The organism is Nonomuraea salmonea (genome assembly GCF_042428605.1).
GTDB lineage: Bacteria > Actinomycetota > Actinomycetes > Streptosporangiales > Streptosporangiaceae > Nonomuraea > Nonomuraea salmonea.
Window position 1 is genome coordinate 116,780 of record NZ_JBHMCF010000051.1, and the last position, 20,299, is coordinate 137,078.

14 protein-coding genes and 2 pseudogenes are annotated in these 20,299 nt (G+C 71.8%); 11 read left to right on the forward strand and 5 right to left on the reverse strand.

The genetic code is table 11. The annotated features are described in order from the left end of the window. Positions 1–336 precede the first annotated feature (336 nt). Positions 337–4,221, reverse strand: coding sequence for an ATP-binding protein (locus ACFFR3_RS44140; protein ID WP_379485085.1), 3,885 nt, complete (start codon positions 4,219–4,221; stop codon positions 337–339). A 469-nt stretch (positions 4,222–4,690) separates the two neighbouring features. Between ACFFR3_RS44140 and ACFFR3_RS44145 the strand changes: the two are divergent. Beyond that, positions 4,691–5,566 (forward strand): annotated as a pseudogene (locus ACFFR3_RS44145) (alpha/beta fold hydrolase); the annotation flags it as partial. Positions 5,567–5,615: 49 nt separating this feature from the next. Here ACFFR3_RS44145 and ACFFR3_RS44150 read toward each other — a convergent pair. Continuing rightward, positions 5,616–6,944: an MFS transporter gene (locus tag ACFFR3_RS44150; protein ID WP_379485086.1), complete on the reverse strand. Its 1,329-nt coding sequence runs from the start codon at positions 6,942–6,944 to the stop codon at positions 5,616–5,618. A 176-nt stretch (positions 6,945–7,120) separates the two neighbouring features. Between ACFFR3_RS44150 and ACFFR3_RS44155 the strand changes: the two genes are divergently transcribed. Then, the gene (locus ACFFR3_RS44155) at positions 7,121–7,678 is read left to right on the forward strand and encodes a copper chaperone PCu(A)C (RefSeq protein WP_345400108.1); all 558 of its coding nucleotides are present in this window, start codon (positions 7,121–7,123) and stop codon (positions 7,676–7,678) included. On the opposite strand, the gene ACFFR3_RS44160 is transcribed toward ACFFR3_RS44155, so the two are convergent. Further along, the gene (locus ACFFR3_RS44160) at positions 7,664–8,380 is read right to left on the reverse strand and encodes an IclR family transcriptional regulator (protein ID WP_345400105.1); all 717 of its coding nucleotides are present in this window, start codon (positions 8,378–8,380) and stop codon (positions 7,664–7,666) included. The two genes, ACFFR3_RS44155 and ACFFR3_RS44160, sit on opposite strands and share 15 nt — an antisense overlap. Before the next feature lie 88 nt (positions 8,381–8,468). On the opposite strand from ACFFR3_RS44160, the gene ACFFR3_RS44165 reads away from it, so the two are divergent. The 5 genes from ACFFR3_RS44165 to ACFFR3_RS44185 all read left to right on the forward strand — a co-directional run bounded on the left by ACFFR3_RS44165 (position 8,469) and on the right by ACFFR3_RS44185 (position 14,642). Then, complete coding sequence (locus ACFFR3_RS44165) at positions 8,469–9,662, forward strand: pyridoxal-phosphate-dependent aminotransferase family protein (protein WP_379485087.1); 1,194 nt, start codon at positions 8,469–8,471, stop codon at positions 9,660–9,662. After that, complete coding sequence (locus ACFFR3_RS44170; RefSeq protein ID WP_345400099.1) at positions 9,659–12,430, forward strand: FAD-binding and (Fe-S)-binding domain-containing protein; 2,772 nt, start codon at positions 9,659–9,661, stop codon at positions 12,428–12,430. The genes ACFFR3_RS44165 and ACFFR3_RS44170 overlap by 4 nt, the downstream gene beginning before the upstream one ends. A gap of 25 nt (positions 12,431–12,455) precedes the next feature. Beyond that, positions 12,456–13,754: an SLC13 family permease gene (locus ACFFR3_RS44175; RefSeq protein ID WP_345400096.1), complete on the forward strand. Its 1,299-nt coding sequence runs from the start codon at positions 12,456–12,458 to the stop codon at positions 13,752–13,754. Between the two features lie 99 nt (positions 13,755–13,853). Beyond that, the gene (locus ACFFR3_RS44180) at positions 13,854–14,165 is read left to right on the forward strand and encodes an EthD family reductase (RefSeq protein ID WP_364369404.1); all 312 of its coding nucleotides are present in this window, start codon (positions 13,854–13,856) and stop codon (positions 14,163–14,165) included. A gap of 357 nt (positions 14,166–14,522) precedes the next feature. Continuing rightward, positions 14,523–14,642 (forward strand): NBR1-Ig-like domain-containing protein, encoded by a 120-nt coding sequence (locus ACFFR3_RS44185; RefSeq protein WP_345400090.1) that lies wholly within the window; start codon positions 14,523–14,525, stop codon positions 14,640–14,642. Between the two features lie 81 nt (positions 14,643–14,723). Here ACFFR3_RS44185 and ACFFR3_RS44190 read toward each other — a convergent pair whose 3' ends face one another. Then, positions 14,724–14,873 (reverse strand): Arc family DNA-binding protein, encoded by a 150-nt coding sequence (locus ACFFR3_RS44190; RefSeq protein ID WP_345400087.1) that lies wholly within the window; start codon positions 14,871–14,873, stop codon positions 14,724–14,726. Between the two features lie 37 nt (positions 14,874–14,910). On the opposite strand from ACFFR3_RS44190, the gene ACFFR3_RS44195 reads away from it, so the two are divergent. Next, a complete protein-coding gene (locus ACFFR3_RS44195; RefSeq protein WP_345400084.1) occupies positions 14,911–16,062 on the forward strand; it encodes an RNA-guided endonuclease InsQ/TnpB family protein in 1,152 nt (383 codons plus the stop codon). 111 nt (positions 16,063–16,173) lie between these two features. After that, positions 16,174–16,371: pseudogene (locus tag ACFFR3_RS44200) on the forward strand (NBR1-Ig-like domain-containing protein); the annotation flags it as partial. A gap of 34 nt (positions 16,372–16,405) precedes the next feature. Here the strand turns inward: ACFFR3_RS44200 and ACFFR3_RS44205 are convergent. Continuing rightward, positions 16,406–18,268 (reverse strand): ABC transporter ATP-binding protein, encoded by a 1,863-nt coding sequence (locus ACFFR3_RS44205; RefSeq protein WP_379485088.1) that lies wholly within the window; start codon positions 18,266–18,268, stop codon positions 16,406–16,408. Positions 18,269–18,480: 212 nt separating this feature from the next. On the opposite strand from ACFFR3_RS44205, the gene ACFFR3_RS44210 reads away from it, so the two are divergent. Then, positions 18,481–19,635: a hypothetical protein gene (locus ACFFR3_RS44210; protein WP_379485089.1), complete on the forward strand. Its 1,155-nt coding sequence runs from the start codon at positions 18,481–18,483 to the stop codon at positions 19,633–19,635. Between the two features lie 98 nt (positions 19,636–19,733). Next, on the forward strand, positions 19,734–20,255 hold the full coding sequence (locus tag ACFFR3_RS44215; protein ID WP_345400070.1) for a snapalysin family zinc-dependent metalloprotease: 522 nt from the start codon (positions 19,734–19,736) through the stop codon (positions 20,253–20,255). The last annotated feature ends 44 nt before the right edge of the window (positions 20,256–20,299 follow it).

Sequence of the window (20,299 nt, forward strand, 5' to 3'; positions counted from 1 at the left end):
ATGCCGGCGCCGTCCCGCGAGCGCTAGCGGGGTGTTACGCGAAAGTGACGCCGAAAGTTTCAAGCAGTTCCGGTTAATATTGCGGCAACATAAGGGGGCCGGTTGAATCGTGTCAAGAGTGCCGCCAACTGCTGTGTTGCCGGTCCAGCCGGTTATCGCGCCCGGCGAGCTCCGGGCCTCGCGACGGCTTCATCCGGCGACAAGTTGCCCGAAACTTTCGGAAAGACAAAGGGCGCGAAGGGCGCCTCGCCACGATCCCGCCCCACCACGGCCGCGCTCCTGACCGCCCGTTTTGACAAGAAGGTTACAACCACCCCTCTTACCTGTCAGCGCCCATCACCGCCCGGCCTGCCCCCTTTCTGACGCGGTGACGGCGCTCTGCGCAGTGGCGGCCCAGTGCGGGGATTCTGCGCGGGCCGCGAGGGCGGTGGCCTGGCGGAAGTGCTCCTCGGCCAGATCCGGCCGGTCCAGCGCGGCGGCCAGGCGGCCGAGGTAGAGCGCCACCGGCCCAAGGGTGACCAGCCCGCTGCCTGCTCCGGCCAGCTCGTCCCGGGCTGGGAGCAGGCGGTCGTACAGGTCTTGGAGGTGATCGGTCACGCCGGCCGCCAGCGCCGCCGTGGCGTGCAGGCAGGTCCTCAGCTCGTACAGCAGGTCGCGCGGCGACTCGGGCACCATCCGCACGGCCTCGCGAGCCTGCTCGGAACGGCCCTCCGCCAGCAGCACCAACGGCCGCACCCACGCCTCGTACGGCCCCCATTCCAGACCGCCCTGCGCGGGACCCGGTCGAGTGGGGACGGGCGGGGCTTGACCGGGCTTGACTGACCCGGCATCGATGACGTCCAGCGTCACCAGAGCCAGAGGCAGCAGCCCCTGCTCGACGCCGGGCATGCTCACGCCATCGAGACGGCCGGCGGCCGCCCGGTAAGCAGCTCGGGCCGCGTCCCGATCGCCGGAGGTGATGGCCAGGCGGAGCGCGGCGTACCAGGTGGTGAAAACGCCGACAAGCGGCAGGTCGTACTGTTCCGCCAGCCGGTCAGCAGCGGCAGCATGCCGGTCGGCCGTGGCGAGATCCCCCATCCCAGCCCTGGCCTGGAGCAAAATGAGATGCCCCAGCACCGCAAACGTCACCATGCCCTCCCCCACCCCGGCCCCCGCACGTTCCCCCGCCCCCGCGCCCACGCCCCCGCGTGCGCCCGCACCCGTGGCATTCGCGCACTCTGCCGTCCCCGCACCCGCACCCGTGGCGCCCACGCACTCCGCCGCCCCCGCGCCCAAGCCCCCGCGCGCGCCCGCACCCGTGGCATTCGCGCGCTCCGCCTCCTCACCGGCACCCGCACCCGTGGGTCCCACGCCCCCGCACACACTCCTGCGCGGGCCCACACCCGCGCCCCCGCGCGTATCCGGGGCCGTGGCGTTCGCTGGGGCTGGGGTTGGGGCTGGGGCGGCGAGGGCCAGGAGTTCCTCGCCGATCGCGGCTCGTTCCGGCGCCAGGCCGGCTCGGTGGAAGGTTTGGAGGGCGCGGCCGTTGAGGGCGTAGGCCAGCAGTGTGCGGTCGCCCAGCCGCCGCGCGATGCTCTCCGCCTCCCGGGCCGCCTGGTCGGCGCGGCGGCCGGGGTCGGCGCGGCGTTCCATGGCGACGGTGATGAGCAGGCGGGCGCGCTCGGCCGCATACCGCCCCAGGGACGTGGGCGTGGTGTCGTCGGGGAGGACGGCGAGGGTGCGTTCGGCGGCGGCGACCAGGCGTTCTGACAGGGCCGGGTCGTCGTTGGTGGTCCAGTTGGCCGGCACGTCGAACGAGCCGATGACGGTGGCCGTCAGCAGCGGGTCGCCGAGCGCTTCCGCCGCATCCACCGCCTCGGCCCGCAACCGGCGCGACTCCTGCAACCGCCCGGTCACCGCCAACGCCCGCCCGAGCCCCATGACGGCCACCAGCCGCTCCTCAAGCAGCGTCCCCTCCGCCCCGTCCGGGTGGGGCGCGACCACCGTCCCGCCGCCCGAGGCCGGGCCATCAGAGGATGCCGTCTCCTCCCACCCGGACGGACGAGCGAGCCCCGAGCCGCCGGCCTCGTCGCGGGCCGCACGGTCCGAGGACATGCGACCGGCGGCATCCCGGTCGGGGCCGGCTGGAGCCGAAGGCATCCCACCGGCGGCATCCCTGCCAGGGACGGCTGGGGTGGTGCGGGAAGGGGTGGGTGTTTTCGTGATGGCGCGGTCGAGGGCGGTGAGGGCGGCGTGCCAGAGGCGGGCGGCCTCGTGGGGGGCGGAGCGGCGTTCGGCGCGTTCGGCCGCCGCGCGGGCGTAGCGGGCGGTACGGAGGTCGCCGGCCCGGCCCTCGGAGCGCACGCAATGGTGGGCGATGGTGTCCACGTCGCCGGGACGTGTCCGCTCCACGATGCCGGCCACGGCGGCGTGCCAGCGGGCGCGGCGGGCACGGGCGACGTCGTCGTACAGGGTCTCCTGGACGAGCGCGTGCGCGAACCCGAGCCGGTCGGCGTCCCGCTCGACGAGAAAGCCCGCGAGCAGGGCAAACTCGACCGAGTCCAGGACGGCGTCCTCGTCCCCGGCCAGCTCCGTCAGCACGTCGAGATCGACCTCCTGGCCGATGACGGCGGCCTGGCGCAGGTGCGTACGCGCCGCGCCGGGCAGCCCGGCCAGCCGGTGCCGGATGACGTCCCGCACCCCGGCGGGGACGGTGTGCAGGGCGGCGTCGCCGTCGCTCTCCCACAGGCGGGTCAGCTCGCGGACGAAGAACGGGTTTCCGGCGCTGCGCCTTTGAATCGTCTTAATGTGGGCGTCGGCCGGCTCTCGGGTGGCTAGGGCGCTCACCAGCTCGCGCACCTCGGACTGAGTCAGCCCGCCCAGGTACACCCGCACCGGCTCGGCCCGCGCCGCCCTGCCCAGGGCCTCGGTGAGGGGGACGGTGAGGTCGGTGGAGCGGTACGTGCCGACGATCAGCACGCGCGCGGGCCCGAGCCCGGTCGCCAGCCTGGCGAACACGGCCAGCGTCTCCTCGTCAACCTCGTGCAGATCGTCGAACACCAGCAACACCGGCGCCTCACGCGCAGCGACCACCACCGTCTGGAGGGTTTCGCTGGTGGGCCGGGCTGTCTGCCAGCCGGTTGCTCGCAGGCGGCGGGCCAAGGCGTCCACCAGGGCGGTTTTCCCCGCGCCTGCCGCACCCGAGATCAGGACGAGTCGCGGGCGGCCGGACGTGGTGACGGATGCCGCCGCACGTTCCAGCTCGGCCAGTTCCGCGTGCCGGCCCACGAAGGGGTGCTCCGCCGCCGCGAGGTGCGCCGCGGCCAGGCCCGTCGCTTGAGCTTCCGGTGCCGCAGTCTTCCCCGCCGCGAGGCGCGCCACTGGCAGAGCCGTCACTTCGGCCTCCATCGCCGCCGTCTCCATCGCCGGTGTCTTTCGGGACGTCTTCTCCGCTCGTTCAGAAGGGCCGGTGGGTCTCTTCGCCGGGGGCGGGGTGAGGTGGGGGGCTTGGGAGAGGATGTCGGATTCGAGGGTGCGGAGGGGCTCCCCCGGGTCCACGCCCAGTTCCGTCAGCAGAGTGTTTCTCGCGCGGCGCAGCGTTCCCAAAGCGTCGCCCTGGCGTCCTGTCGCGTACAGGCTGCGGGCCAGCAGGTGCCAGCCGTCCTCGCGGAGGGGGTGGGCGGCGACATGAGCCTCCAGGTCGGCGACGCACTCGGCGGCCAGCCCAGCGGCCAGGCCGGCCTTGGCGCGGCGTTCCACGGCGAGCAGGCGGAGCTCGTCCAGGCGGGCGGCCTCGCCACGCGCCCAGTCCTGATCGGCGAACTCCGCGTACGCGGGCCCGCGCCACAACTTCAGAGCCGCGTCGAGCAGCCGGTACGCCTCGGCGGCCGGGCGGCTTGTGGCGTCGGTGAGCGCGGACTCGAAGCGCCAGGCGTCCACCGCGTCCGGCTCGGCGCGCAGGGCGTAACCCGGGGGTGAGGTGACCAGGAGGCGGGACGGCGTGCGGGGCGGGCGGTCCGGTTCGAGTGCCTTCCTGAGTGCCCCGACGAACGTCTGCACGGCCCCCACCGCGCCCTGCCCCGGCTCCTCCCACAGGTCGCCGACCAGCCATGACACCGGCACGACCCGTCCCCTGGCGACCAGCAGCCGGGCCAGGACCGCCCGGTGACGCGGCCCCTTGAGCGGGATCGGGCCGCGCTCGCCGGCGGCCGTCAACGGGCCGAGCACACCGAAACTCACCATGGCGCCACCCAACCTATGCGCCCTCAGGACCGGACTGGGACCGCTCCCCCTCAACCGGCCTCTGACCAGGCATGACCGCCTGCCCCGCCCCACGTAGGACGGGGCGCGACGGGGCGCGACGGGGTGGGGTCCCTTGAGGGATACCGCTGATCCGGCCGCCGACCCGACACGCCGATCAACCGCGTTGATCCGGCGCGCTGATCCGACCGCCGAGTCGGCCGCTGATCCGGCCGCTGATCGGACTGCTGATCGGACTGCTGATCGGACTGCTGAGTGAGCGCTGAGTGACTGCTGATCGGCGGACGGCATGGTGGGGCCGTTCCCGAACCCCGGACCCCGAGGCCCGAGCCCCGGAGCTCGGAGCCGAGACCCCGAGCCCGGGAGCCGGGAGCCCAGAGCCCAGAGCCCAGAACCCGGCACCCGGCACCCGGAACGTCATGACACCTAACTCTCAAGGAGGTGAGCCCTTATGGCTCCCGAGATTCCCGGATTCGCTGAGCGGCGCGTCCCCGTCGCCGATGGGGTGGCGCTCAATGTGGCCGTCGGTGGAAGTGGGGATCCCGTCGTGTTGCTGCACGGGTTCCCACAGACCCATCTCATGTGGCGGCATGTCGCCGCCGACCTGGCGGCCGATCACACCGTCATCTGCCCCGACCTGCGCGGCTACGGCGCCAGTGACAAGCCGGAGGACGTGGACGGCGAGACCTACTCCAAGCGGACGATGGGCAATGACGTCGTCGCGCTGGCGGAGGCACTCGGGTTCGAACGGTTCGCGCTCGTGGGCCACGACCGGGGCGCGCTGGTCGCGGTCAGGGCGGGGCTCGATCACCCGGATCGGATCACGCACGTGGCGGCCCTCGACGTGCTGCCGACGCTGGACTCGTGGGAGGTCATGCAGGGGCGCTCCGCCGCCGTGGGGTTCCACCTGTTCCTGATGGCGCAGCCCAAGGGGCTGCCCGAGGCGATGATCGAGGCGACGGCGGACGCGTTCTTCGGCTACTTCCTCGACCTGTGGGCCTCCAGCCGGGACGCGATCCCGCAGGACGTGCGGGACGCCTACCTGGAGGCGTCGCGAGCGGCCGTGCCGTCGATCGTGGCCGACTACCGCGCCACCGCCACGATCGACGTGGAGCACGACGAGGCCGACCGGCGGGCGGGCCGCCGGTTGCGGATGCCGGTCACGGTCCTGCAGCAGGACTGGGGCTCGGCGCTGGGGTTCGACGCGGCGGGGCGGTGGCGGGCGTGGGCGGACGACCTGGATCACCGTACGGTCTCCAGCGGCCACTTCATGGCCGAGGAGGCGCCGGCGGAGGTGGTCAAGGCGATCCGCGACCTCCTCACCAGGCGCCCCACGAAAAGCCCCACGAAGAGCCCGCGGAAAGCCCCGCGAAAGGCTAGGACGTCGCCTTCGGGTCGTCGTACTCGATGGCGTAGTCCTGTTGTGAGCGGTCCTTCAACGCCCACGCCGCCACCACGCTGATCGCGGCGCAGATCGCCATGTACACGGCGATGGCGAACGAGCTCTTGTACGTCGCGTACAGCCACACCGCGATCAGCGGCGCGGGCCCGCCCGCCGTCAAAGAGGCGAGCTGGTAGCCGAGGGACGCGCCGCTGTAGCGCAGCCGCCCGGTGAAGCTCTCCGCGATGAACGTGGCCTGCGGCCCGTACTGGATGTCGTGGATGGGCGCGGCCAGCACGATGGCGAGGAAGACCAGGGCGGGCACGCGGGTGTCGAGCAGCGGCCAGTAGACGAACGACCAGACGACCATGAGCGCGGCACCGACGATGTAGAGGTGCCGCCGCCCGACCAGGTCCGAGATGTACCCCCAGAACGGCACGGTGACCAGGGAGACGAGGCCGGCGACGATCACGTACGTGTAGACGTCGCTCGCCTCGAACCCCAGCGCCGTCGTTGCGTAGGTGAGGATGAAGACGGTGAAGATGTAGAACGGCGCCTGCTGCCCGGTGCGCAGCAGCGCGCTGAGCACGATCTCCCGCCAGTTCTTGACCAGCACCTCCTTGACGGGCACCCGCTCGACCTTGTTCTCCTTCATGACCTTGGCGAAGACGGGCGTCTCGAGGATGCCGAGCCTGATGTAGAGGCCGACGGCGGCCATCACGATGCTGAGCAGGAACGGGATGCGCCACCCCCAGTACGGGTGCAGCGGCTCGAAGATCTGCAGCGCCAGGTAGCCGAGCACGAGCCCGACGGGCACACCGAACTGCGGCCAGCTGCCCAGGAACCCGCGCTTGCCCCCGCGCGTCTTGCCCCATTCGGTGGCGAGGAGCACGGATCCGCCCCATTCGCCGCCGACGCTGATGCCCTGGAGCAGGCGCAGCAGCGTGAGCAGGATGCCGCCCCAGATGCCGATCTGCTCGTACGTGGGCACGAGCCCGACGAGGGCGGTGGCCACGCCCATGGTGACGAGGGTGGTGATGAGCGCGGCCTTGCGGCCGATGCGGTCGCCGTAGTGGCCGAAGATGGCGGCGCCGATGGGCCGGGCGGCGAACCCGCCGAAGTAGGTGCCGAGGGCGAGCAGGAGTCCTGTGGTGGGGTCGCTGGTGGGGAAGAAGAGCTCCGCGAACAACGTGCTGGCGGCGAAGCCGTAGAGGAAGAAGTCGTACCACTCGATCGAGGTGCCGACGGCGGAGGCGACCACCGCACGGACCAGTTGCCGTCTTCTCAGCTGACCTGATGCGTCGAGTCCTTGCTGCTCAACCATCTGCCGCTCCTGGGGGAGGTCTGGCGTCACCCGCGACGGTACATGAACGCTGATCGATGGTCATCAGCCGGATTCGCCGGGGGTCCCGGCTTTCCATGAACCGGGCGGGTTCCGGGCCGGTCACGCGGGGTAGCGGGAGGACCACGAGGGGGACATGCCGGAAGGGGGGCGGCGCGATGCGTCGTTCGATCATCGCCGCCGTGGTCGTGGGCCTGGTGGTCACGGGCTGCACGAAGACGGAGAAGGACTGGGCGAACCAGGCGCCGCAGAACGACGGGGCCAACGCCAACGTGGGGCAGAGCCTGCAGTTGCGCAACGCCTTCCTGCTGGGCAGCGCCGACCCGGCGTCGCCGGCGCCCGAGCAGGCGCTCTTCGTGGTGCTGGTCAACAGCTCGAGCCGGGCGAACCGGCTGGAGAACGTCACGATCGAGGGCGGCGGCCAGGTGCGGCTGGCCGGGCCCGTCGAGATCCCGCCCGACCATGCGATCGGCACCGGCAACCAGCCGATCGGCACGGTCTCGGGCGCGCGCGGCACGTCGGTGCCGATGACGTTCACGTTCCAGGACCGTTCGAAGATGCGGGTGATGGTGCCGGTCATGGCGCGGACCGGCCAGTACGCGAACCTGCCGACCACCCCGACGGCGCCGCCGTCGGCCTCGCCGCCCGCCACCGCGCCGCCCACGGCTCCGACGAGCCCTGACACGATCAGCGGCAGCCCGTCACCGACGGGCTGAGTGTTCGGAGAGCGCGGCGGCCGCCCGCGTGACCAGCTCGCCGTATTCGGCGCGCAGGTCGTCCGGCATGCGGCTGGCCGGGGTGGAGATGCTGAGGCTGGCGACGGGCCCGGCAGGGCCGAGTACGGCGGCGGCGACGGCCGCGATGTCGGAGCGCCACTCGCCCCGGTTGTCGGCGTAGCCACGGGCGCGGACCTGCTCCAGCTCGGCCCGCAGCGCGGCCGGGTCGGTGATGGTGGTGGCGGTGTAGCCGGGCAGCTCGCCGAGTGGCCGGTCGAGGTGGGCGAGGACGGCCTTGCCGTTGGCGGAGGCGTGGAGGGGGAGCCTGATGCCGAGCGGCAGCACGATGCGCAGCGGCTTGTCGGTCTCCAGGCGTTCGATCAGGACGACGGCGTCGCCCTCGGGCACCATCAGGTGGATGGTCTCGCCGGTGCGCTGGCGCAGCTCCTCCATGACGGGCATGGCCGCGTCGCGCAGGCCCAGCTCGGTCGTCCGCGCGATCTGTAAGACCTTGCTCGTCACCTGCCAGCGCGTGACCTCGCCTCCCGCCCGCCTGATCCACCCGGCGTCGTGCAGTGTCCGCAACGACCGCTGCACGGTGCTCTTGGGCAGCCCCAGCGCGCGGGAGAGCTCGCCGACGCCGATGGGCTGGCGCGCGGCGACCGCTTCGAGGGCTCGGAGGGCGTTGACCACGTTCTGCATGCATTGACTCCTCTGCGGGCCGATCTTAATGTTAATGAACCGTCAAGCGGCACACCGTGCCGTCTAGCGGCACGGAGGTGATCCATCAGTGGGCCGGCACTTCCTGCAGATCCCAGGGCCGACCAACGTCCCCGACCGGGTGCTGCGCGCGATCGCGCAGCCCACGATCGACCATCGGGGGCCCGCGTTCGCCCAGCTCGCGGGCGAGGTGCTGGAGCGGCTGCGGGGCGTGTTCAGGACGTCGGGCCCGGTGGTCTGCTACCCCTCGTCCGGTACGGGCGCGTGGGAGGCGGCGCTGGTCAACACGCTGTCGCCGGGTGACAAGGTGGTGGCGTTCGATACCGGGCACTTCTCCTCGCTGTGGTGCGAGATGGCCACCAAGCTGGGCCTCGTCGTGGACGTCGTGCCCGGCGACTGGCGGCACGCCGCCGACCCCGCCGCGCTCGCCGACCGGCTCACCCCCGACGTGGCCGCGGTCATGGTGGTGCACAACGAGACCTCGACCGGCGTGCGCAGCCCGGTGCCGGAGATCCGCGACGCCATCGACCGGGCGGGGCATCCCGCGCTGCTGCTGGTGGACACGATCTCGTCGCTCGGCTCGATGGAGTACCGCCACGACGACTGGGGCGTCGACGTCACCGTCGGCTGCTCGCAGAAAGGGCTGATGCTGCCGCCCGGCCTCGGGTTCAACGCGGTCAGTGAGAAGGCGCTGGCGCACCGGGGGCGGCTGCCGCGCTCCTACTGGGACTGGGAGCCGGTCATCGCCGCCAACCGGCGCGGCTTCTTCCCGTACACGCCGCCCACCAATCTCCTGTACGGCCTGCGCGAGGCGCTGATCATGCTGGAGGAGGAGGGCCTGGACGCGGTGTTCGCCCGCCACGACCGGCACGCGGAGGCGACCAGGCGGGCCGTGCGCGGGTGGGGCCTGGAGGTGCTGTGCGCGGACGAGCGCGCGTACTCCAGCTCGCTCACCGCCGTGGTGCTGCCCGCGGGCCACGACGCCGACGCGGTCAGGGAGCTGATCCTCGACCGGTACGACATGTCGCTCGGCACCGGGCTCGGCCGGCTGGCGGGCCGCGTGTTCCGCATCGGGCATCTCGGCCACTTCAACGACCTGATGCTCGCCGGCACGCTGAGCGGCGTCGAGATGGGCCTGGCGGCGGCCGGGGTGCCGATCAAGGAGGGCGGGGCGCGGGCGGCGCTGACCTACCTGGAGGGCATGAGGGGCAGGGAGGGCGCGGAGGGCAGTGTAGGCGCGGAGGGCAGGGAGGGCGCCGAGTGAGCCTGGCACGCACGCTGGCCCCGCTGCTGGCCGGCGACGTCAGGGACGACCCGTACACCCGGCACCTCTACTCCTCCGACGCCAGCATGTACGCCATCGAGCCGCTGGCCGTCGCCTTCCCCCGGCACGCCGACGACGCGCAGGCACTGGTGGCGGCCTGCGGCGAGCTGGGCGTGCCGGTGCTGCCGCGCGGCGCCGGCACCAGCCTGGCCGGGCAGACGGTCGGCGCCGCGGTGATCGTGGACTTCTCCCGGCACATGAACCGCATCCTGGAGATCGACGGCGACACCGCCCGGGTGCAGCCCGGCGTGGTGCAGGACCAGCTCAACAGGGCCGCGCGCAAGCACGGCCTGATGTTCGGCCCCGACACCTCCACGAGCGACAGGGCCACGATCGGCGGCATGATCGGCAACAACTCGGCCGGCAGCCACTCCGTCCTGTACGGCTCCACCATCGACCACGTCCAGGCGCTGAAGGTGGTGCTCGCCGACGCCACCACGCCCGACCTCGCCACCGACGCCCGGCTGCGGGCGGCGGTCGGCGAGGTGCTGGACGGCGTCGATCTGTCGGGTTTCCCGCGCTTCTGGCGGCACGCCGGCGGCTACCGGCTGGACGCGGCCACGGCGGGCGGCGGGCTCGACCTGACGAAGCTGGTCGTCGGCTCGGAGGGCACGCTGGCCGTGGTCACCGAGGCCACGGTCGGGCTGGTGCCGCTGCCGCGCGCGAAGGCCATCGCGGTGGGCCACTTCGCCTCGACGGCGGCGGCCGTCGCGGCCACCGCCGACGCGCTGTCGTCCGGCGCCGCCTCGGTCGAGCTGCTGGACAAGGCCATCCTCGACCTGTCCAGGCGGCGGGTCGACTACGCGGCGCTGGCCGGCATCCTGGAGGGCGACCCCGAGGCGCTGCTGTTCGTGGAGTTCTTCGGCGACAGCCCGGCCGAGGTGGCCGGCCGGGTGGACGAGCTGGCCATGACGTGGCAGGCCGGCGGGCACGGCTACCACACGCTCAAGGCGGTCACCAAGGCCGGGCAGGAGGCCGTGCTGAAGGTCCGCAAGGCGGGGCTCGGCCTGCTCATGGCGTCCAGTGTGGGCAGCCGCAGGCCGCTGGCGTTCGTCGAGGACACCGCCGTGCCGCCGGAGCGGCTGCTGCCGTACGTCGAGGAGTTCGCCCACGTCCTCGACCGGCACGGGCTGAAGGCCGGCTTCTACGGCCACTGCTCGGTCGGGTGCCTGCACATCCGCCCGTTCGTCGACCTGCGGGTCCCCGGCGAGATCGCCACGATGCGGGCCGTCGCCGAGGAGGTCGCCGACCTCGCCGCCCGCTACGGCGGCGTCAACTCCAGCGAGCACGGCGACGGCCTGGCCCGCTCCGAGTTCAACCGGCACCTGTTCGGCGACCGCGTCTACGAGGCGATGCGGCAGGTCAAGCGGATCTTCGACCCCGAAGGGCGGCTGAACCCCGGCAAGATCGTGGACGCGCCCCCGATGACCGAGCACCTGCGCGACCCGAACCTGCCGGAGCCGCGCCCGCTGGCCACCACGCTGGCGTTCGAGGGCGGCATGCACGCCGCGGCCGACCGGTGCATGAACGTGGGTGTGTGCCGCAAGGACGACACCGGCGTCATGTGCCCGTCGTACATGGCGACCAGGGAGGAGGAGCACTCCACCAGGGGCCGCGCCAACGCGCTGGTCAAGGCGCTGTCGTCGCCCGACCCCCGGCGGGCGCTCGGCGACGAGCGGCTGCACGACATACTCGACCTGTGCCTGGAGTGCAAGGCGTGCCAGTCGGAGTGCCCGCTCGGCGTGGACATGGCGGCGCTGAAGAGCGAGTTCCTGCACCAGTACCAGAGCGAGCACGGCGTGCCGCTGCGCGCCCGCGCGTTCGGCGCGATCAGGACGCTCAACCGGCTCGGCTCGGCCACCGCGCCGCTGTCGAACTGGCTGGCCGGCGCCGTACGCGGCCCGCTCGGCCTGAGCCGGCGCCGCCCGCTCCCCCGGTTCCGCCGCGACACCCTGCCGCGCTGGTTCGCCCGCCGCAAGCCCGCTGACGGCAGGGACGTGATCCTGCTGGCCGACTCGTTCACCAGCTTCACCGAGCCCGCCATCGGCCGCGCCGCCGTCGAGCTGCTGGAGCGGGCCGGTCACCGGGTACGGCTGGAAGCCTCCGGCTGCTGCGGCCGCTCCAGCATCTCCAAGGGGCTGCTCGACCGGGCCCGCACGATGGCCGCCGACATGGTGGGCCGCCTGGCCGGCTCGGACGCGCCGATCGTCGGGCTCGAGCCGTCCTGCCTGCTCACGCTCAAGGACGAGTACGCCGCCCTGCTCCCCGGGGACCCCCGGGTGGCGGGCGTCGCGGCGCGCGCCAGGCTCGTCCCCGAACTGCTCACCGAGGCCATCGACGACGGCCGGCTGGTGCTCGGCGACGCGCTGCGCGGGCGCGAGATCCTGCTGCACGGCCACTGCCACGAGAAGGCCGTCACCGGCACGGCCGCCACCCGCGCGCTGCTGTCCAGGATCCCAGGAGCGGAGGTGACCGAGATCGACGCCGGCTGCTGCGGAATGGCCGGATCGTTCGGCTTCGAGGCCGAGCACTACGACCTGTCCATGAAGATCGGCGCTCTCCGGCTCTTCCCGGCGATCGCCGCATCGTCGCCCGACACCCTGCTCGCGGCCACGGGGGTCTCGTGCCGCCAGCAGATCGCTCACGGCGCGGGACGCACGGCGCGCCACCCGGTCGAGCTCGTCCACGAGGCGGCCGGTCCGACCTGACGCTCGGGGGAGATCGGAGTCAGCAGTGTCCGCAGAGCTCCTGTCCATTCTCGCCCTCATCCTCATGTTCGTCGTGGCCACGATGTTCCCCGTGAACCTCGGGGCGCTGGCCCTCGTCGGCGCCTTCCTGGTCGGGACGCTGGCCGCGGGCATGAGCACCGACGACATCCTCGGCGCGTTCCCCGGCAGCCTGTTCGTGATCCTCGTCGGAGTGACGCTGCTGTTCGCCATCGCCACCAACAACGGGACCGTGGACTGGCTCGTCCGGGCCGCCGTGCACCTCGTACGGGGGCGGCTGGCCGCCATCCCGCCCGTCGTCTTCGTCATCTCGGCGCTGCTGACGGCGGTCGGCGCGCCGGCGCCCGCCGTGGCGGCCATCCTCGCGCCGATCGCGTTCGGCTTCGCCGCCGAGTACCGCATCCACGCGCTGCTGATCGGGCTGATGGTGGCGCACGGGACACAGGCGGGCGCGTTCTCGCCGATCAGCGTGCTCGGCGGGATCGTGAACGGGGTCGCCAAGGACGCCGGGCTGCCCATGGACTATCTCGTGCTGTTCCTGGCCAGCTTCGCCTTCAACGCGGCCGCCGCCCTCCTCGTGTTCTTCCTGTTCGGCGGGCGGGAGCTGATCCGGCGCGGGACGTACGTGCCGGAGGCGCCCGCCGATGACGAGAGCCCGGGGGCGCCGGCCGCCGGAGGCACGGGCGGCGACGGGGGCGGGCTGCGGCTGACCGCGCACCAGGCGCTCACGCTGACCGGCATCGTCGCGCTCTGCGTGGCCGTCCTCGCCTTCAAGCTGGACGTCGGCCTGACCGCCGTCACCGTGGCCGTCGTGCTCTCCCTCACCTCGCCCAAGTCCGACAAGGGCGCGGTGGAGCGGGTGGCCTGGCCGACGGTGCTGCTGATCTGCGGCGTCGTCACGTACGTCGGCGTCCTCCAGGAGATCGGCACCGTCGACTACGTCGGGGCCACGGTGGCCGCGATCGGCGTCCCGCTGCTGGTGGCGCTGCTCATCTGCTACGTGGGCGGCGTGGTGTCGGCGTTCGCCTCGACGGTCGGCATCCTGGGCGCGCTGGTGCCGCTGGCCGTGCCGCTGCTGTCGCAGGGCACGCTCGGCCCCATCGCGATGATCGCCGCGCTGTCGGTGTCGTCGGCGATCGTGGACGTCAGCCCGTTCTCCACGACCGGCGCGCTGCTGGTCGCCAACGTGCGGGGCATGCCGAGGGACGACTTCTACCGCGGGCTGCTGGCGTACGGGGGCGCGATCGTGCTGGCCGGGCCGCTCGCGGCGTGGGCGGTGCTGGTGGCGCCCGGCTGGCTCGGCTGACCCGCGCGATCGTCCGGTGCCGCCGCCGCGTGCCCCCTGTCGCGCGGCGGCGGATCCCGGTTGGATCGGAGGGCATTCCACAACCAGAAAGGACCACCCATGGCTTTCCAGCTCATCGTCATGTACCACCACCCCGAGGACGTCACGGCGTTCGACGAGCACTACGACTCGGTCCACGCCCCGATCGCCGCCCGCCTGCCGGGGCTGCGCTCGTACACGGTCATGCGGCCCGCCCCCGTGCGCGGGGAGCGCCCGCCGTACCACCTGATCGCCGTCCTGACGTTCGACGACGAGGACGCCTACAACGCGGGAATGGCGGGCGAGGAGGGCAAGGCGGCGGTCGCCGATCTGGCCAATTTCGCCGGCGCAGGCGTCACGATGGTGACGGGACCGGCGAACGCGGTGGTCTGACCTTCCTCCCTGCCTCAGCAATGGTCCAGATGGCCATGTGGACAATGCCCGGACAATTGCTGGACGGTCATCTCATGGCGCATTTCCGATTAGCCGGCATGGTGAATGGCGGAAGGAACATGACAACCGGGGACATCGTCATGTGACGAGCGCACTGTGGGTGACGAGGCACTGCGGCCGACGAGCGCCCGTCGCCGGTCCGGAAGCGTCCGGGGGGCCGCTTCCGGACCGGCTTGTGCTTTTGCGAGCTTTCGCCTCGGCCACGACCAGGAGGAAACCCGCCACAAATGGCGCACCCTCTGGGAACAAGCCACCACCCCCGGACCCGGCCCGACCACCTTGCCGCAGGATGACTCGGTGTTCGAGCGGGACGTGACCTACCCCGACGGCACCGTCGTACCGGCGGGCGAGAGGTTCGACAAGACGTGGCGGATCAGGAACACGGGCAGCGTGCACTGGCGCGACCGCTACCGATGATGCCCGCAGTGCTCCGGCTGTCAGGCCGGGGGGGTGAAGCGGGCCGTCCCGCGTAGCGGGGCAGGGAGGGGTGAATCGCCGTCAAGACGATTCATCGTATGCCTGGTCGGCGGTGAGCGCGATCTCAAGCAGGTGCACGATCTGAGAATTCAGGGATCGCCGCTCGGTCTCGGCGCGGGCGACCACCTGGGCGTGCACGTTCTCGGGAAGCCGGAGCGTAATCCTGATCATGACACCATTGTAGTGCCAGGTTGGGTATGATCGGAGCGTGCAGCTCCGGTACAACTACCGCCTCTACCCGACCCCGGGCCAGCAGAGCGCGCTGGCGCGGGCGTTCGGGTGCGCCCGGGTGGTGTTCAACGACGGGCTGCGCGCACGGCAGCAAGCCCACGAGAACGACCTGCCGTACGTCTCGGACGGCGAGTTGTCCAAGCGCATCATCACCGAGGCGAAGAAGACCCCTGAGCGGGCCTGGCTGGGCGAGGTGTCGGCGGTCGTGCTCCAGCAGGCGCTGGCCGACCTGAACACCGCCTACCGCAACTTCTTCGCGTCGGTGTCCGGCAAGCGGAAAGGGCCGAAGCTCGCCCCGCCCCGGTTCCGGTCCCGCAAGGACAACCGGCAGGCGATCCGCTTCACCCGCAACGCCCGCTTCCAGGTCACGGCGGGCGGGAAACTGCGCCTGCCGAAGATCGGCGACGTCACGGTGCGCTGGTCGCGCCCTCTGCCGTCCGAGCCGTCCAGCGTGACGGTGGTCAAGGACGCGGCGGGCCGCTACTTCGCCTCGTTCGTGGTCGAGGCCGCCGCCGAGCCGCTGCCGCAGACGGCCGCCGAGATCGGCATCGATCTCGGGCTGACGCACTTCGCGGTGCTGTCGGACGGCCGGAAGATCAGCAATCCAAGGTTCCTGCGCCGGGCGGAGAAGCGGCTCAAGAAGGCGCAGCAGGCCCTGTCCCGCAAGGCGAAAGGGTCGAACAACCGCGCCAAGGCCGTGGTCAAGGTCGCCCGCGCCCACGCTCGTGTGGCCCACGCGCGCCGGGACTTCATCCACAAGCTCTCCACCCGGATCATCCGCGAGACCCAAGCGGTGATGGTGGAGGACCTGTGGGTGAAGGGCCTGGCCCGCACGAAGCTGGCCAAGAGTGTGCACGACACCGGATGGTCGGCGTTCGTGACCATGCTGGAGTACAAGGCCGCCCGCTACGGCCGCACCCTGGTGAAGATCGACCGCTGGTTCCCCAGCAGCAAACGGTGCTCGGCATGCGGGGCGGTCGCCGAGTCCATGCCGCTGAACGTCCGGTCGTGGACCTGCCCGTGCGGGGCGGTTCACGACCGGGACGTCAACGCCGCGATCAACATCCTCGCCGCCGGACGGGCGGAGAGGCGAAACGCCTGCGGAGGGACCGTAAGACCCGCCGCCTAGCGGAGGGCAGGACCCGGTGAAACAGGAAGCCACAGAGGTGCCGCACACGCGGCACGGGCTGAATCCCCGGCCTTCTTCAGGCCGGGGAGCGCGTCAACTCACCCGCATGAACGACACACCCCCTGCGAGGCCCCCAAGCGGGTCGGGATCGGCCCGGTGCGGCCGGGCGAGTCGGTGGACATCACCGTACGGGTGAAGGCCGCCAAGGCGCCGGGCCGCTGCAAGATCTATTGGAAGATGACCGACAAGGAAGGCACGCCGCTCATGGCCGACAAGCGCCCCATCTTCCTTGACGTCACCGTGGCCTGACGTCACCGTGGCCTGACGTCACCGTGGCCTGAGGTCAGCGGTAGGCGGTGGCCTGCAGGGTGTAGAGGTCGGCGTACAGGCCGTCCAGGGTCATCAGGGTATCGTGGTCGCCCTGTTCCGTGATCTCGCCGTGGTCGAGGACGTAGATGCGGTCGGCGTAACGCACGCTGGCCAGCCGGTGGGTGATGAGCAGGACCGTGCGGCCGTCGGAGTGGGAGCGGACGCGTTCGAACAAGGCGTGCTCGGCGCGGGCGTCGAGGGCGGCGGTGGGTTCGTCGCAGATGAGCAGGACGGCGTCCCGATGGAAGCCCCTCGCCACGGCGATGCGCTGCCACTGGCCGCCGGACAGCTCGTGGCCGTCCTTGAAGCGGCGGTCGAGCAGGGTGCGGTAGCCGTGGGGCAGCTCGGCGATGACCTCGTCGGCGCCGGCGACCGAGGCGGCGGCGTGGAGGGCGGCCTCGCCCTTGTCGGTGCCCATCGTGATGTTGTAGTGGGCGGCGAGCGGCCAGCGGGTGTGGTCCTGGGCGATGACGGCGGTGCGCAGCCGCAGGTCGTCGGGGCTGACCTGGCGCAGGTCGACGTCGTCCCAGCGGACGGTGCCCGTGTCGGGCTCGTAGAGGCCGGACAGGATCTTGGCGAGGGTGGTCTTGCCCGAGCCGTTCTCGCCGACGAACGCGATCACTTCGCCCTGCTTGATCTCCACCGACACCCCGCGCAGGGCCGGGCGGTCGGCGCCGGGGTAGGTGAAGGTGACGTGTTCGGCGGTGATGCAGGAGAAGCGGCCGGGGGCGGGAAGGGGGCGCGGGCGGGTGACGCGGCGCTCGGCCTCGGCGCAGAACTCGAGGAAGTCGGTGAAGTAGAGGCCCTGCTCGTAGAGGCGGTTGGTGGCGTACATGAGGTTGGCGAGGGAGTTCTGGCCGGAGCGGATGGCGAGGACGGCGGTGCCGGCGACGGCGAGCGGGATGGCGGCGACGGCCAGCAGGACGCCGAGCGCGACGTAGACGAGTGCGGTGCCGATGCCGCCGAGCGCCTCGCCCACCAGCCTGGCCACGGTCTGGCGGCGGGCGAGGCCGAGCATGACGTCCTGCTCGGAGCGGGCCACGATGTCGTAGAGGCGCAGCAGGAAGCCGCGCATGGTGAACGAGCGCACCTCGGCGGCTGACTCGCGCTCGGCCAGCAGGTCGGCCATGATCCACTTGCGGCGGCGTACGGGGATCAGGGCGTACATGGCGGCGTAGCGCATGCGGGCGGTGCGCACCGCCGCCCAGGCGTCGGGCAGGACGGCGAGCAGCAGCAGCGGGAGCAGAACGGGGTGCAGCACGCCGAGCACGCCCGCGGCGGCGGCGATGCCGACGGCGGCGGTGACGACGTCGACGGCCGAGCTGACCACGGAGTCGGGCACGGTCACGCCGCGCGTGGTGGCGCGTTCGAGCGAGTCGTGGAAGTCGGGGTCGTCGTAGGCGACGAGCTCGACCTGGCTGGTCAGGCCGTAGAGGCGCTCTTCCGTGAGCCGGGAGATCTGCGGGGTGAGCCGGGACTGCGCCCAGCCCGCCCCGGCCTGGACGGTGGTGCGCAGCACGGCGGCGGCGCCGACGAGGGCGAGGCTGGGCAGCGCCGCCATGACCCTGTCGGGGGTCGGGCCTTCGCTGAACAGCGCGGTCAGCACGCCGGTGGTGGCCAGCAGGCCGAACGCGGTGAACAGCCCGCCGAGCAGGCTGAGCGCGACCGTGGCCAGGGTGTCGCGGGGGCTCGCCTGCCAGGCCATGCGCAGCGCCTGGCCGACGAGCGAGGGCAGCCGTCTGGCGATGGTCAGGAAGCCGACCTCCGCCATCTTGTCGGTGTGGGCGCTCCAATTGGGAACGGTGAGTTCGCCGATGTCGAGCGGCTCGTTCTGCATGCTTTGAGTGTGCACGCGGGCACCGGCGGTTTCCGGTGGCGGCAAGGGTCGGCTTTTGTGAGGCGTTCGACGGTGGTCAGGGGACTTGTCATGTAAGTTTCACCGCCGGTTGACGGCCGATTTGAACGTTGTAATACTCCGTGCGATTCATCTCCCGTTCCACCCGCCTTCGACTGCATAAATGCGCATGAATCGATTCATGGGAGCGGAGTATGTCCAGCAGAAAACTTCTCACCGGTCTCGCCGCGCTCGTGCTCGCGGCGAGCGCACTGTCCGGCCCGGCCGCCGTCGCGGAGACGCGCGCCAGTAAGGCGCTGGCCTGCGGCGACGGCTCGTACAACGCCGAGGCCGTGCTGAGCGGCGGCACCTGGACCGCGCGCAACGGCTCCAGGACCGTCTACACCGGCGGCAGCATGCTGTCGGCCATGCAGGCCGCCGTGAACAGCCTCACCGCCGGCCGCACCTCCAAGCAGCGCGTCGTCGTGCGCGGCTCGGGCTCGATGAACGCCGGCTCGCGCCTGTCGCTGCCGAGTTACACGGTGCTGGACGTCTGCGGCACCGTGAACGTGACCGGCTCAGGCTCGGGCGACCAGGCCGTCGTGTACGCCAGAGGCGTCACCGACGTCGAGGTCCAGCATCTCAACGTCACCGGCGCCCCGCTGTACGGCATCTTCGTCCGCAACGGCGTCAACGTCACCCTCGGCCAGATCGACCTGCGCCTGTCCAGGGGTCTCGGCATCCGCATCGACAACCACGGCGACCGCGGCGTACGGACGAGGAACGTGCGCATCGACAACGTCTACGTCTCGGGCACCAGCACGCACGGCGTGGAGACGTACGGCGTGGACGGCCTCACCGTCGGCACCGTCACGGCGAGGAACACCGGCCACTCCGGCCTGCTCCTGAACGACACCGTCAACGCCACGGTCGGCACCGTGGACGCGCAGAACGCGGGCACCGGCACGGGTTACGCCGCCTTCCGCATGGCCAACAGGAACGGCAGGATCGGGTCGGGCTATCCCACCAACATCCGCGTCGATCAGGTCATCGCGCGGGGCGGCGGCCGGGGCGTGTTCTGTGTCTCGGAGAGCGGCGGCGCGGTGATCAACCGGGTCGACATCGCCCAGACCGGCAGCAACGCCATCCTCATCGAGAACTGCTACAACGTGAACATCGCCGCCCAGGGCGGCAGCGTGCAGGGGCCGGGCGACATCAGGCTCGCGGCCCGCTCGGAGTTCCCCAACACCTCCGACGTCATCATCCAGAACCTCACCGTGACCAACTCCGCGATCAACGAGAACCCGTGCGGCGCCAACACGACCTTCAGGAACAACACGCTGGTCAACAGCCGCCAGACGATCTGCTGAAGGGTCATACCACGGCGATAGGGGCAATCTGGTACCTCTTCCGGGGCTGGTGGGGCGCATACCGTCACAAACACCCCCACTTCCCCGGAGGAGGCTCCGTGTCGAAACGCCTTCGCATCGCCCTGTCCGCCGTCCTGAGCCTGGCGTTCCTGCTCGTCACCGCGCCGGCCCAGGCCACCGCCCTGGTCACGGTCATCCGGTACGACGCGAGCCGCGCCGCCGAGTTCAGCGCCACCGTGGACCAGGCGGCCCAGGTCTGGAACGCCGCCATGTCGAACGTCCGGCTGGTCCGCGGCACGCCCGCGCACTTCGTCGTGCTGGCCGACAACGGCTGGCCCCGCGCGCTGCCCACCGGGCTCGGGCGCGGCACGGTCTGGATGGGACGGCAGGCCGTGAACGAGGGCTACTACCCGCTGCGCATCGCCACCCACGAGATCGGCCACATCCTCGGCCTGCCCGACCGGCGCACGGGCCGCTGCACCGATCTGATGTCCGGGTCGAGCGCGCCGGTGAGCTGCCGCAACGCCAACCCGAGCGCGGCCGAGCGCGCCGAGGTGGACCGCAACTTCGCCGGCGCAACCCCGCAGGTCGAGTTCGGCACGCTCCACGTGAACCGCTGACCCGGGCGGCGCCCCCGGCCCGGCGCCGGGACCGTGGCGCGCCG

What these genes read in the sequence shown, in the direction of transcription:
- ACFFR3_RS44140 (WP_379485085.1), bottom strand. Translation starts at nt 4,221, where the DNA reads ATGGTGAGTTTCGGTGTGCTCGGCCCGTTGACGGCCGCCGGCGAGCGC.
- ACFFR3_RS44150 (WP_379485086.1), bottom strand. Translation starts at nt 6,944, where the DNA reads ATGGTTGAGCAGCAAGGACTCGACGCATCAGGTCAGCTGAGAAGACGG.
- ACFFR3_RS44155 (WP_345400108.1), top strand. Translation starts at nt 7,121, where the DNA reads ATGCGTCGTTCGATCATCGCCGCCGTGGTCGTGGGCCTGGTGGTCACG.
- ACFFR3_RS44160 (WP_345400105.1), bottom strand. Translation starts at nt 8,380, where the DNA reads ATGCAGAACGTGGTCAACGCCCTCCGAGCCCTCGAAGCGGTCGCCGCG.
- ACFFR3_RS44180 (WP_364369404.1), top strand. Translation starts at nt 13,854, where the DNA reads ATGGCTTTCCAGCTCATCGTCATGTACCACCACCCCGAGGACGTCACG.
- ACFFR3_RS44190 (WP_345400087.1), bottom strand. Translation starts at nt 14,873, where the DNA reads ATGATCAGGATTACGCTCCGGCTTCCCGAGAACGTGCACGCCCAGGTG.
- ACFFR3_RS44205 (WP_379485088.1), bottom strand. Translation starts at nt 18,268, where the DNA reads ATGCAGAACGAGCCGCTCGACATCGGCGAACTCACCGTTCCCAATTGG.
- ACFFR3_RS44210 (WP_379485089.1), top strand. Translation starts at nt 18,481, where the DNA reads ATGTCCAGCAGAAAACTTCTCACCGGTCTCGCCGCGCTCGTGCTCGCG.